Origin of the sequence: Aurantiacibacter aquimixticola, assembly GCF_003605475.1 — a bacterium.
GTDB lineage: Bacteria > Pseudomonadota > Alphaproteobacteria > Sphingomonadales > Sphingomonadaceae > Alteraurantiacibacter > Alteraurantiacibacter aquimixticola_B.
In genome coordinates this window covers 845,635-857,714 of sequence record NZ_RAHX01000001.1, presented here as the reverse complement: position 1 = coordinate 857,714, position 12,080 = coordinate 845,635, and the positions used below count along the sequence as shown (strand labels likewise).

At 62.2% G+C, this 12,080-nt stretch carries 13 protein-coding genes and 1 tRNA gene; 10 read left to right on the top strand and 4 right to left on the bottom strand.

The features are described from left to right. The first annotated feature begins 99 nt into the window (after positions 1-99). From D6201_RS04320 to D6201_RS04290, 7 genes are all read left to right on the top strand, one after another. On the top strand, positions 100-1,344 hold the full coding sequence (locus tag D6201_RS04320) for a putative DNA modification/repair radical SAM protein (protein WP_120047700.1): 1,245 nt from the start codon (positions 100-102) through the stop codon (positions 1,342-1,344). Positions 1,345-1,361: 17 nt separating this feature from the next. Then, positions 1,362-1,871, top strand: coding sequence for a 2'-5' RNA ligase family protein (locus tag D6201_RS04315; RefSeq protein WP_120047699.1), 510 nt, complete (start codon positions 1,362-1,364; stop codon positions 1,869-1,871). An 82-nt stretch (positions 1,872-1,953) separates the two neighbouring features. Continuing rightward, a tRNA-Met gene (locus D6201_RS04310) sits at positions 1,954-2,030 on the top strand. 57 nt (positions 2,031-2,087) lie between these two features. Continuing rightward, positions 2,088-2,780, top strand: a complete 693-nt coding sequence (locus tag D6201_RS04305; protein ID WP_120047698.1) for an SDR family oxidoreductase — start codon at positions 2,088-2,090, stop codon at positions 2,778-2,780. Between the two features lie 49 nt (positions 2,781-2,829). Further along, positions 2,830-3,567, top strand: coding sequence for a trehalose-phosphatase (otsB, locus tag D6201_RS04300; protein WP_120047697.1), 738 nt, complete (start codon positions 2,830-2,832; stop codon positions 3,565-3,567). Further along, positions 3,564-5,378 carry a glycoside hydrolase family 15 protein gene (locus D6201_RS04295; protein ID WP_242447418.1) on the top strand — a complete coding sequence of 605 codons (1,815 nt, stop codon included), beginning with the start codon at positions 3,564-3,566 and terminating at the stop codon, positions 5,376-5,378. Before otsB ends, D6201_RS04295 begins: the two co-directional genes overlap by 4 nt. A gap of 23 nt (positions 5,379-5,401) precedes the next feature. Then, complete coding sequence (locus D6201_RS04290) at positions 5,402-6,802, top strand: alpha,alpha-trehalose-phosphate synthase (UDP-forming) (RefSeq protein ID WP_120047695.1); 1,401 nt, start codon at positions 5,402-5,404, stop codon at positions 6,800-6,802. Here D6201_RS04290 and D6201_RS04285 read toward each other — a convergent pair whose 3' ends face one another. From D6201_RS04285 to D6201_RS04270, 4 genes are all read right to left on the bottom strand, one after another. Next, the gene (locus tag D6201_RS04285; protein ID WP_133303939.1) at positions 6,803-7,252 is read right to left on the bottom strand and encodes a response regulator; all 450 of its coding nucleotides are present in this window, start codon (positions 7,250-7,252) and stop codon (positions 6,803-6,805) included. It lies immediately after the preceding gene. Positions 7,253-7,336: 84 nt separating this feature from the next. Beyond that, complete coding sequence (locus tag D6201_RS04280) at positions 7,337-7,777, bottom strand: MAPEG family protein (protein ID WP_120047693.1); 441 nt, start codon at positions 7,775-7,777, stop codon at positions 7,337-7,339. Further along, positions 7,774-8,220 carry an MAPEG family protein gene (locus D6201_RS04275; RefSeq protein ID WP_120049194.1) on the bottom strand — a complete coding sequence of 149 codons (447 nt, stop codon included), beginning with the start codon at positions 8,218-8,220 and terminating at the stop codon, positions 7,774-7,776. The genes D6201_RS04280 and D6201_RS04275 overlap by 4 nt, the downstream gene beginning before the upstream one ends. A 64-nt stretch (positions 8,221-8,284) precedes the next feature. Beyond that, positions 8,285-9,244, bottom strand: a complete 960-nt coding sequence (locus tag D6201_RS04270; RefSeq protein WP_120047692.1) for a threonine ammonia-lyase — start codon at positions 9,242-9,244, stop codon at positions 8,285-8,287. Positions 9,245-9,505: 261 nt separating this feature from the next. Between D6201_RS04270 and D6201_RS04265 the strand changes: the two genes are divergently transcribed. The 3 genes from D6201_RS04265 (at position 9,506) to D6201_RS04255 (ending at position 12,004) form a co-directional block, all read left to right on the top strand. Beyond that, a complete protein-coding gene (locus D6201_RS04265) occupies positions 9,506-10,564 on the top strand; it encodes a 1,9-bis(guanidino)-5-aza-nonane synthase (RefSeq protein WP_120047691.1) in 1,059 nt (352 codons plus the stop codon). An 85-nt stretch (positions 10,565-10,649) separates the two neighbouring features. Then, complete coding sequence (locus D6201_RS04260) at positions 10,650-11,351, top strand: hypothetical protein (protein WP_133303938.1); 702 nt, start codon at positions 10,650-10,652, stop codon at positions 11,349-11,351. Then, positions 11,348-12,004 carry a hypothetical protein gene (locus D6201_RS04255; RefSeq protein WP_120047689.1) on the top strand — a complete coding sequence of 219 codons (657 nt, stop codon included), beginning with the start codon at positions 11,348-11,350 and terminating at the stop codon, positions 12,002-12,004. The genes D6201_RS04260 and D6201_RS04255 overlap by 4 nt, the downstream gene beginning before the upstream one ends. The last annotated feature ends 76 nt before the right edge of the window (positions 12,005-12,080 follow it).

Below are 12,080 nucleotides of genomic sequence, written 5' to 3'. Positions count from 1 at the left end.
CCTTTGCAAGCGTGGTTACCGAAGCATTACCTCGCGAAGAATTTCCGGACTTAACATTATCCTATTGGCTCGCGGGTCAAAAGAACATATATCGAACGGATGCCCGCGCTCGACACTTTGCAGAAGCTGGAAATTCTCGCCGACGCGGCGAAATACGATGCGTCCTGCGCGTCGTCGGGCACGTCGAAGCGCAACAGCACCGGTGGGAAAGGTATCGGCTCGACGGAGGGCATGGGGATTTGCCACGCCTATGCGCCGGACGGCCGATGCATTTCGCTGTTGAAGATCCTGCTCACCAATCATTGCATCTTTGATTGCCATTATTGCGTGAACCGGAAGAGCAGCAATGTCCGCCGCGCGCGCTTTACGCCGCAGGAAGCGGCGGACCTGACGCTTACCTTCTATCGGCGCAATTATATCGAAGGACTGTTCCTGTCCTCCGGCATCATCAAGAGCTCCAACCACACGATGGAGCAGATGGTGGAAACGGCGCGCATTCTGCGCGAAGACCACGACTTTCGCGGGTACATCCATTTGAAGACGATCCCGGAGGCCGATCCCGAGCTGGTGCACCAGGCGGGCCTTTACGCAGATCGCGTATCGATCAATGTCGAATTGCCCACCGATGCCGGGCTTACGCGCCTCGCACCGGACAAGAATGCCGCCCAGATCGAAGGCGCGATGGGCGGTGTGAAGATGGCGATCCGTCAGGCAAAGGACGAAAAGAAGCGCTTCAAACATGCGCCACGCTTTGCGCCGGGCGGACAATCGACACAGATGATCGTCGGCGCCGATGCAGCGAGCGATGCCGATATCGTCGGCAAGGCCAGTCGCCTTTATGACAGTTTCAAGCTGCGCCGCGTTTATTACAGCGCATTCTCCCCGATTCCAGACGCGTCCGCCGTGCTGCCGCTCAAGCGCCCGCCCTTGATGCGGGAGCACCGCCTCTATCAGTCGGACTGGCTGATGCGGTTTTACGGTTACGCGCCGCGCGAAGTGATGCAGGCAACGGAGGCGGATGGAAATCTACCGCTCGATATCGATCCGAAACTGGCTTGGGCGCTGAAATTCCGGGAAAGTTTTCCGGTCGATGTGAACCGCGCCAGCCGGGAAATGCTGCTGCGCGTTCCTGGACTAGGAGTAAAAGCGGTCAATCAGATCATCGCCTCACGCCGCCACCGCACGCTGCGGCTGGACGATGTAGCGAAGCTGACCGTGTCGATTACCAAGGTCCGGCCCTTCATCGTCGCGCTGGATTGGCGGCCGCTCACCCTTACCGACAGAACAGACCTTCGCGCGATGCTCGCGCCCAAACAGGAACAATTGGAACTGTTCGCGGCGTAATCCTTTGGTGAGGCTGAATGCCCGATTCTCCGCTCATCGTAACCGCTTTGCTTCCCGACGACCTGCACAGCTGGGCGACGCGCCTGCGCGATGCGCATTTCCCGGCGGAGCGCAATTATCTCGAAGCGCATGTGACGCTGTTCCACGCCTTGCCACCGAGCTGCGAGGATGAGGTGAAGCAATGCCTCGCGTCTATGGCGAAGGAACACGCCCCGGTGCCCGCCCGCTTGCTTGGCATCATGAAACTGGGGAAAGGCACTGCTCTCAAGCTGGAGAGCGAGGAAATGATTGCGCTGTGGCGTGAGTTGCAAGACCGTTTTCATGGCATGCTGACCCCGCAAGACGAACACAAGCCGCGCCTGCATGTGACGATCCAGAACAAGGTCAGTATCGAGGAGGCGAAGGCGCTGCAGGCGCAACTCGCCCCGCAAGTGCAGCCGCGCGATTTCGCGTTCAAGGGTCTAGGCCTGTATTCGTACGAAGGCGGCCCGTGGGAGCACATCAGGAGCTTCAATTTCCGCGGCTGACCATTCGCATGTTGACCGCGCCCGCGCCCCTGCCTAAATGCGCCGCCTGTCGACGCGCGATCGCGTATCGGCGCGCCCTTGGGGCGGAGTAGCTCAGGTGGTTAGAGCAGCGGAATCATAATCCGCGTGTCGGGGGTTCAAGTCCCTCCTCCGCTACCAATTCACAAACATTCATTTTCGTCTGGCACTTAGATAGCGCTGCGCCGTTATCGGCGTATGGCAAGATATCTTCTATTCGGGCCGACCGGCGGTGTCGGCCAGCATATTCTGCGTCAGGCACTCGATGCGGGCGTGGACATGCGTGCGGCCGAGCGTTCGTGGGACGAGGATCCCGCGCCCGACATGCAGTATGAGCGGCGCGAAGCGGACGTGCTCGAGTCCGATCTCGATCCGCTGATGGATGGCTGCGACGCGGTGATTTCCGCGATCGGGGTGCCGCGCGACCCGGCGACGCTGATCAATCCACCGCCGATCTATACGGAGGGTGCGGTGCGGATGGTGCAAGCCATGCGCCGCTCAAACGTGAAGCGCCTCGTCGTTATCTCCGCCGCTTTCGCCGATCACGACACCGACATCCCGATGTGGTTTCAGGCCGCAGTTACGCCGCTGCGTCGAATCTTTCGCCAGATGGCAGAAATGGAGCGCGTGCTGCGCGTCGCGGACGATATCTCATGGACGGCGGTGCGCCCCGGCTGGCTGCTCGATCGCGAGTTGACGCGCGATTACAACGTCGAGGAGGGCGGGCTACCCGAAGGCACTCTGCGCACGCGCCGAGCGGACCTGGCGCATTTTATGCTCGATTGCGTGGAGAATGACGCTTGGGTCCGGGAATGTCCTTTCATCGCCCGGCGGGAGAAGGACGAGCTAGAAGGCCCCGGCGCCCTGATCGAGGAATTTCGACCGTCCTGACGCCGTCTCATTTTGACCGCAGACCCGAAGCTGTCTTATCGAGGCCGCGATGACGCAGGATCTTCCTTCGCCGCCTCGACTGGAAACGCTGGCGGCCGACAAGCCGATATCCCTTTTTCTCGATTTCGACGGAACGCTCGTCGATATTGCGCCCACGCCCGATGCGATCGAGGTGCCATCCGATTTGCTCGACAAATTGGCCGCGCTGGCCGAGCGGCACGATGGCCGTGTCGCGCTCGTCAGCGGACGCGCGATCGATGATCTGGAGGGGCATCTCGGGCGCGTGACACTGGCCTGTGCGGGTTCTCACGGTAGCCATTGCCGCGATGCCGATGGCGGTGTTGTGGGCGATGTTCCCGGAGCGCTGGCGGAAGACGTGCTGGACGAGGTTTCGAACTTCGCTGCTGCGGAGGGCTTCTCTCGTGAAGACAAGGCGCATGGCGTGGCGCTTCACTATCGCAGCGATCCAAGCCTGGAAAACCGCGGCCTCGCTTTCGCACAGAAGCTCGCCGAGCGGCATGAATTGCAGGTGAAGCGCGGCAAGCGCGTGATTGAGCTTACCGCGCGGGGCGGGGGGAAGGCCGATGCGGTGCGCGCGTTCATGGAAACCGAGCCCTTCAAAGGCTCGCATCCAGTATTCGTGGGTGATGACGTCACCGACGAGGATGGGATGCGCGCCGCAACCGACCTCGGCGGGGTTGGCATCGCCGTGGGCGAGCGCCCGAGCGAGAACGCGAAATACGCGCTTGCGAACCCTGCTGCAGTGCACCAATGGTTGGGGCTGTGAGCACTTCCGATAGCACCGCGCCGCAAAGCGATCTCGAACTCTGGCCCATCGGCAATTGCCAGGTTTCCGGCCTCATCGACAAACAGGGCGCGCTTGTCTGGGGCTGTGTACCGCGTGTGGATGGCGATCCGGTGTTCTGCGCGCTGCTCAATGGTCAGAGGCAGGATGCCGGCGTCTGGCGGTTCGAGTTGGAAGGCCAAATCAGCGCGCGGCAGGAGTATATCCGCAACACGCCGAACCTCGTCACGACGCTGGAGGCGGAGGATGGCAGCGCGGTCGAGATTCTCGATTTCGCGCCACGCTTCGAACAGAAAGGGCGGATGTATCGCCCGGTTGCGTTTTCGCGCATCGTGCGGCCGATCGCGGGCAATCCGCGCATCCGCATCGTTTTGCGGCCGATGCGCGATTACGGGGCGGCCCCGGCAGAAACGACCAGCGGCACCAATCACATCCGGTATCTCGTCGGACGACAGGCCCTGCGCCTCTCCACGGATGCGCCGATCGGATACATCCTGGAAGGGCGCACGTTTCGCATCGAGGACGACACGCATTTCTTCCTCGGCCCGGACGAGCCGTTCAACGGGAACCTGCGCGAAAGTATTCGCCGTATGGAGCAGTCCACGCGGCGATACTGGCAGCACTGGGTGCGCGGGCTGGCGACGCCGTTCGAATGGCAGGACGAGGTCATCCGCTGCGCCATCACGCTGAAGCTATGCCAGCACGAGGAAACGGGTGCGATCGTCGCCGCGCTGACGACTTCTATCCCCGAAGCGCCGCATTCGGAGCGGAACTGGGATTACCGTTACTGCTGGATCCGCGATTCCTATTACACCGTTCAGGCGCTGAACCGCCTTGGCGCGCTGGATGTGCTGGAGAAGTATCTCGGTTACCTGCGCAACATCGTGGACGGATGCAAGGGCGGGCAGATCCAGCCGCTTTATTCGGTGATGGGCGAGGGCGAACTGAACGAGACGACCGCCGCGCATCTTGCCGGATATCGCGGGATGGGTCCGGTGCGCATCGGCAACGCCGCCTACAAGCAGGTGCAGCACGATTGCTATGGTCAGATCGTCCTGCCGACGGCGCAGGGCTTTTTCGACCGCCGCCTGCTTCGCATCGCCGACGATGCCGACTTCGCCAGCCTCGAGCAGGTTGGCGAGCAGGCCTGGGCGATGCACGACCAGCCGGATGCGGGCCTGTGGGAATTCCGCACGCGCGAGGAGGTCCATACCTACTCCGCAGTGATGAACTGGGCGGCGTGCGACAGGCTCGCCAAGGTTGCCGAGCATCTGGGTAAGGCTGACCGGGCGAAACTGTGGCGGGAGCGGGCGCAGGCAATCACCGACAAGATCGAGGACAAGGCCTGGAAGGAAAACGGGGAAGGTGGCCATTACGGCGCCAGCTTCGAAAGCGACTATCTCGATGCCAGCCTGCTGCAGCTGCTGGAGCTGCGATATGTCGCTCCCGATGACGAGCGCTTCCTGCAGACCTTCGAAATGGTCGAGCGCAATCTGAGGCGCGGCGAGCACATGTTGCGCTACGCGGCCGAAGACGATTTCGGCGCGCCGGAAACCGCCTTCAATATCTGCACCTTCTGGCTGATCGAGGCGCTCGCGCTGATGGGCCGCAAGGACGAGGCGCGCGAGCTGTTCTGCACCATGATGAGCCATCGCACGCAGTCGGGCCTGCTGAGCGAGGATATGGATTTCGAGACCGGCGAGCTGTGGGGCAATTTCCCGCAGACCTACTCCCTTGTCGGAACGATCAACTGCGCCGGCCTGTTATCCAAGAGCTGGAACACGGTTCGCTGAAGACGGGCCGGAAGGGAGACCCCGTGCCGAGACTTGTCGTCATATCGAACCGCGTCGCCGTCCCCAAGGCGCGCGGGGTTCCCGGCGCGCAAGGTGGCTTGGCAGGCGCACTCAATGCCGCACTGAAGGCCAATGGAGGTATATGGTTTGGCTGGTCCGGCGAGGAAACCGACAAATTCACCGGCAGCATCAATTACGTCCGCTCGGCCGAAGGTGTGACGACCGCGACGATCGATCTGGAGCATCAGGACGTCGAGGAATATTACAACGGTTACGCCAACAGCACGCTGTGGCCGCTATTCCACTACCGCATCGACCTGACTCGCTACGAACGCGAATTCGGCAAGGGCTATGAGCGGGTCAATGAACGCTTCGCCGAAAGCGCGCTGCCGCTGATCGAGCCCGAAGACAGCGTCTGGGTGCACGACTATCACCTGCTGCCGCTGGGCGAGCGGCTGCGTTCGATGAGCATCGAGAACCGCATGGGTTTCTTCCTCCACACGCCCTGGCCGCCGACCAATCTGTTCGTCTCGCTGCCCTATCACGAGCGGCTGGTGCGAGCGATGCTGCACTACGACCTGCTCGGCTTCCAGAACAACACGTGGCTCGAAAGCTTCCTGCATTATTGCGGCAAGGAGCTCGGCGCCGATGTCGCCCCGGAAACCGGCGCGGTGACGCTGGAGGGAAAGACCACGATCGCGCGCGCCTATCCCATCGGTATCGATTTCGATCACTTCATGTCGAAAGGCGATACGGGCGAGGCGCGCCAGGCGCAGCAGCGATTGATGGCGTCCACCCGGCGGCGCACGGCGATGATCGGGGTGGACCGGCTCGACTACTCCAAGGGTCTGCCCGAAAGGCTCGACGGCATCAGCCGCTTCTTCGACCGTCATCCTGAACGCACGCGCGATCTCGTCTTCATCCAGATCGCGCCGCCCAGCCGGGAGGATATCGGCAGCTATCAGCAGATCCGCGCGACGCTGGAACAGAAGGCGGGCCAGATCAACGGCGCGCGATCGGATGTCGATGTGGTGCCGGTGCGCTACGTCAACCGCGGCTATGCGCAGGAAGAGCTGTTCGGCTTCTACCGCGCGTCCAAGATCGGCCTTGTCACGCCGCTGCGGGACGGAATGAACCTTGTCGCCAAGGAATATGTCGCGGCGCAGGATCCCGACGATCCCGGCGTGCTGATCCTGTCGATGTTTGCAGGCGCGGCCCAGCAATTCGACTGCGATGGGGAGGGCGCGCTGCTGATCAATCCGCACAGCGCCGACGATATCGCTCACAATATCCGCATCGCGCTCGACATGCCGCTGGAAGAGCGCAAGTCGCGTTACGAGAAGCTGATCACTTCGGTGCGCGAAGAGAATGTGCAGCGCTGGACGGAGAATTTCGTCGGCGATCTTGCCGGTGTTGAGCGTTGATCAGATGAAGCGCGCTTGGCGAGCGCCAGCATCGTCTTCGTAATCGGTCAACCTCGCCCGGACGCTCTGCCGGGCCCGACCCTCTCGCGATAGCAGGGTTTCCCTCACACGGTAGATCAGCATCTTGTCGGTGAACGGCTTGCGGATGTAATCCTGCGCGCCGGCATAATAGGCGATCTGTTCTTCCTTCACGCCCTGCACGCCGGTCAGCATGATGACGGGCACGTCGAAATGCGTCTGCGAATTGCGAATGCGGCGCAGCAGGGCGGTGCCGTTTTCGCCGGGCATGTTCTGATCGAGCAGGATCAGGTCTGGCCGACGCTTCTTCAGAAGCTCCTGCGCTTCCTCGGCGTCGCTTACCCAGCCACAGGCATGGCCCGCGCCGATCAGCACCTTTGCCGCATATTCCGCGACGATATCGTCATCGTCGACAACCAGTATGTAGGCCATGAAAGCCTCCTCGTATTCGCGCGCACTGCCTTTCTGGCATGCCGCCCGTCGAGGATCCTTCAATGGTTACTTAGGCGGTAACCCCTAAAAGGCCGCAATTATCGCCAGTCCGACCAGTGCGATGAGCACGAGGGAGGATAGCGAGAAGATGGCGAAGCGCTGTACCACCTTGTTGATCAGCGCCTGCACCAGCGAATGCAAGATACGTAAGACCACATAGGCCCATGCGAGCACGACTGCGGAGGAGGCTATCCATTGGGGCAGGCCAGCCGCCAGATCGAGCAGCGCCAATGCCAGCGCCAAGGCATAAAAAACCGTAGGCGCTTCGTGCAAGTGATTGTAATTGTGTGCTTTCCATTGCACCTTCGGCGGCAAAGCCGTGTCGAGCGAGGCGTGCGGATCCCTGGCCAGACTGTCCGGATCGACGCCCGCTTTCGACATGGCTGGAAGGCGCGTAACATACATCCACAACCACATGACCATCGTCCATGCGGCGAGCACGATGACAGGCTGCAGCAGGTTCACGACACTGCCACCATCAGCGCGCGGACGGTAAGGTAGAGAAGCGCGAGACTGGCCGCGGTGAAGATCATCAGCCTGATCGGGATAGTGTTGATCAAAGCCTGCCACAGCGAATGCACGATGCGCAGCACGGTGTAGAGCCAAGCCGCGAGAACCGTGTCGGCGGTCGGGCCGAGAATGGCGAGCATGGCGATCACGGCATAGAACAGCGTCGGCTGTTCCATCAGATGGGTGTGATTGTGGGATTTCCAGTTCACCCGGTCCGGGATCAGGCCTTCGAGATCCTGTCCGCGTCCGCCCGCGCGTTTGCTGCTGACCATGCCGCTCGATCCGCGTTCGGCGCGCATGCGCTTCATCGCGGGAAAGCGTGTGAATGCCATCCAGAACAGCATGACGATGGACCACAGCACCAGGACGAGCGCGGGCGTGATGATAGCGGCCTGCATCGACATTTCCTCCCCAAACGACATGAGTACGCTTGGCGCGCGAGGTTAGATTGTCAATCGCAACCTAATCCGTCGTCCCCAGCACCTTCGCAAAGGCCTCCGCATCGGTGTTGCCGCCGGACAGGATCACGACCGTCGCGTCATCCACCGCGACCTTGCCGGACAACACCGCCGCCAGCGCTGCTGCGCCGCCCGGCTCGAGCAAGAGGCGAAGCTGCGCAAAGGCGAAGCGCTGCGCGTTCCGAATTTCGGCTTCCGACACGCGCGCCCACTCGTGGCACCGCTCTTTCAGGACGCCGAAATTGAGCGGGAAGGTGGCCAAAGTCTGCAAGGCGTCACAAGCTGTCGGCGGAGGGCTCTCGCCGACGTTCTGGATCTCGCCGATCTCGAGGCTGCGGCAGATATCGTCCCAACCTTCCGGTTCGACCGGCACGATCGCGGCGTCGGGGCAGGCAAGGGCGAGACCTGCAGACAGCCCGCCACCGCCGCAGCAGGCGACGATGCGGGAGGGTTGGCGGCCCATCTGCTCGGCGATCTCTATTCCGGTGCTGCCCTGTCCCTCGATCACCCAAGGATCGCCGAAGGCATGGACATAGGTCGCGCCATTCTCCTCCGACAGCGCCTTTGCAATCGCTTCCCGGTTCTCAGTCATACGGTCATAGGTGACGACTTGGGCGCCGTAGCCGCGCGTCCTCTCCAGCTTCACGCGCGGCGCGTCCTGCGGCATCACGATGGTGGCGTCGATGCCCAGCTCGCGTGCAGCCCAGGCGACGCCCTGCGCATGGTTGCCGCTCGACACGGCGACGACCCCGCGTCTCTTTTCCTCGTCCGACAGATCGGACAAGCGATGCCACGCGCCGCGTATCTTGAAGGCGCCCATCGGTTGTAGGCATTCGGCCTTGGCGAACACTGTCACACGCTCGTGCTCAAAGGGCAGCAGCGGGGTCGTCGGCAAGATCGCGGCGACCTTTTCGGCGGCGCGGATAACCCCTTCACGGGTCGGCTGGCGTTGGCTCGTTTCCATGCGGTGCGGCCTATCGCGCTTTCCTACACCCTGTCACGCGTGGCAGGCGGCAATCATGTTGAGAATCTCCCTCGCACCCGCAGAACTCCGCGCTTCGGAGGCCAGCTGCGAGAGCTGCGAATATTTGCTCCAGGACACTGTCACACTTGTCACACCCCCCACCGTCGATCGGGCCGAAAGCCTCTTGGCTTTCGCTGCAATCGGTGGAACGGGGGCGGGCACGGCCCGTTCTCGGGACAGCACGACAGGAGACACACGCTCATGACCGATCAGCCCATCAACGACACGCGCAAGGCGGAGCTGCTTTCGACCGAAGTCGAGCATATCGACATCACCAGCTTCGATGCGCGCCCGATCATCGACCAGATGGGCAAGATGAGCTTCACCAGCCGCGATCTCGCCAAGGCGACGGGCATCTACAACCAGATGCTGGAAGACAAGGACTGCACCATCTTCCTCGTCATCGCAGGCAGCACCAGCGCGGGCGGCTGCATGGATCTCTATGCAGAGCTGATCCGTAACAACATGGTCGATTGCGTGGTGGCGACCGGCGCTACCATCGTCGACATGGACTTCTTCGAAGGGCTTGGACACAAGCACTACCAGGCGCTCGAAGTGCCCGACGACGACACGCTTCGCAGCCTCTATATCGACCGCATCTACGACACCTATATCGACGAAGAGCAATTGCAGGACTGCGACTTCACCATCAACAAGATCGCCAACGCCCTGCCGCCCGGGCCGTACTCCAGCCGCGCCTTCATTCGCGAAATGGGCAAGTACCTGGTCGAGAACGGCAAGAAGGAGAACAGCCTCGTCAAGCTCGCCTACGAGCATGATGTGCCGATCTTCTGCCCTGCTTTCGTGGATAGCTCCGCCGGGTTCGGCCTGGTGAAGCACCAGGTCGATCAGATGGAGACGGGCGAACCCTATCTGATGATAGACGCGGTGGCCGACTTCCGGGAGCTGACCGACATCAAGATCAAGGGCGGCGAAAGCGGCCTGCTGATGGTGGGCGGCGGGGTGCCCAAGAACTTCATTCAGGATACGGTGGTGTGTGCCGAGATCCTGGGCCACGAGGACGTTTCTGTCCACAAATATGCCGTGCAGGTCACCGTTGCCGACGTGCGGGACGGCGCGTGCTCCTCCTCCACGCTGCAGGAGGCGGCAAGCTGGGGCAAGGTCTCGACCGCGATCGAGCAGATGGTCTTTGCGGAAGCCGGTTCGGTTATGCCGCTTCTAGCCAGCGACGCTTATCACCGCGGCCACTGGAAGACCCGCAACAAGCGCCGCTGGGCCAAGCTTTTCGATACCGATTGACGGCCCCAAAAATCGGCTTATTTGCGATTTCATACCGAGCGCGGCGAGGGGGTCGCTCGTGCAGGTTCTTGGAGGGAATACCATCATGAAATTGAAGTTGCTTGTCGCGGTCGGCGCGATGGCCTCGCTCAGCGCGTGTGCGTCCACCTATGTCGGTACGCCGTACACCGCACCGGACGTGCCGGTAACGCGGGTTGCCGTCGCCGACGACGCGCTGCCAGAAAACGTGATTGCGCGTCAGGCCGCATCGACCATGTCGAACTTCGGCCTGATCGGCGGTCTCATCGATGCCGGCGTGCAGGCGAGCCGCAAGGACGCCGTAAACGAAGCGCTCGATACCATCGGCTATACGCCGGAAGAAACGCTCGAAGCGCTGATCGTCGAACGCTTCGCCGGCACCGGCGTTACCGCCAGCGTGGTGGAAGGCCCGGACCGCGAAAAGCGTGAATTCCTGGTCGAATATCCGGTCGGCCCGGCCGGTACGCAGGCGCATTTCGATCTCGTCATCCAGCAGTTCGGATATATGCAGGCGGGCGGCAATGCCTGGCGCCCCGCCGTTCTGGCAGACGTGCGCATGGTCGATGCGACGACAGGTGCGACGCTGCTAGAAAACCGCATAGCGTTGAACTGGGTAGACTCGCCCGCCGGCGTGATCGCGCTGTCGCCGAACCCGGCTTACGCTTTCGCCAATCGTGAAGACATGGTCACCAATCCGCAGCTTCTCGCGGAAGGCATCGACGATGCGCTGGCGACTGTGGTCGATGCCGCAATCGGGCTGATCCGGTGAAGCGCGCGCTTCGTTCGAGCGCGGCAGCAGCGACGGTCTTGTCGCTGTTGGCCGCCTGCGCTTCCGCTCCGCCCATCCAGCGCCCGGTTACCAGCTATGCACCGGTTGCCGCGTGCCCCGAAACGCCGAGCTTCGCCAATGCAGTCAGCGTCGTGCCGGAGAAGGATAAGGCCGTCTGGCTGGTCGATCACCAGCTCGACAGCACGTCTCCGTGCCTCACTATGTCGGGCGTAAGCGGGCCATACGCGGTGTTCGCCCTGCCGGAAACGCGCTGGAACGCACCGATCGAGGTCGGCTCCGTCGTCGGCCCGGCGGCACTATTCTCTCCGCACGTGGAAATCCTCGGTGCGGATGGCTCGCAGATGCGCAGCTTCACGCCCGAGCACTACAACATGCGCAGCCACATGAGCGGCCGTACCTATTCGGTGCAGTTCATGCCGCAGGACGGCGAGCGCTACGTGCTCGTCACGAGCAACCCTGCCCGTATCGGCTCGGCTATCGAGGGCATTGCGACTTCAACCGTCACCAACACAATGTGGTATGGCTACGGCGCAGCGAACTGGACTTCAGGCGTCGAAGCTCAGCTTGCCAGCGCGTTCTCTTATGAGGGTCCTGTGCGGGTCAACGTCTTCCGTCAGCCCAAAGAGGACTGATCGCTCACTGTTCCGTCGATGCTTCGCGCGCATTAGTGTGTCTTGCGAGACGGGCAATGCGCGCGGAGCTTGTCGG

Excerpts from the sequence above, each read along its gene's own strand:
- D6201_RS04320 (WP_120047700.1), top strand. The coding sequence starts at position 100 with ATGCCCGCGCTCGACACTTTGCAGAAGCTGGAAATTCTCGCCGACGCG.
- D6201_RS04315 (WP_120047699.1), top strand. The coding sequence starts at position 1,362 with ATGCCCGATTCTCCGCTCATCGTAACCGCTTTGCTTCCCGACGACCTG.
- D6201_RS04305 (WP_120047698.1), top strand. The coding sequence starts at position 2,088 with ATGGCAAGATATCTTCTATTCGGGCCGACCGGCGGTGTCGGCCAGCAT.
- otsB (WP_120047697.1), top strand. The coding sequence starts at position 2,830 with ATGACGCAGGATCTTCCTTCGCCGCCTCGACTGGAAACGCTGGCGGCC.
- D6201_RS04285 (WP_133303939.1), bottom strand. The coding sequence starts at position 7,252 with ATGGCCTACATACTGGTTGTCGACGATGACGATATCGTCGCGGAATAT.
- D6201_RS04275 (WP_120049194.1), bottom strand. The coding sequence starts at position 8,220 with ATGCAGGCCGCTATCATCACGCCCGCGCTCGTCCTGGTGCTGTGGTCC.
- D6201_RS04270 (WP_120047692.1), bottom strand. The coding sequence starts at position 9,244 with ATGGAAACGAGCCAACGCCAGCCGACCCGTGAAGGGGTTATCCGCGCC.
- D6201_RS04265 (WP_120047691.1), top strand. The coding sequence starts at position 9,506 with ATGACCGATCAGCCCATCAACGACACGCGCAAGGCGGAGCTGCTTTCG.
- D6201_RS04260 (WP_133303938.1), top strand. The coding sequence starts at position 10,650 with ATGAAATTGAAGTTGCTTGTCGCGGTCGGCGCGATGGCCTCGCTCAGC.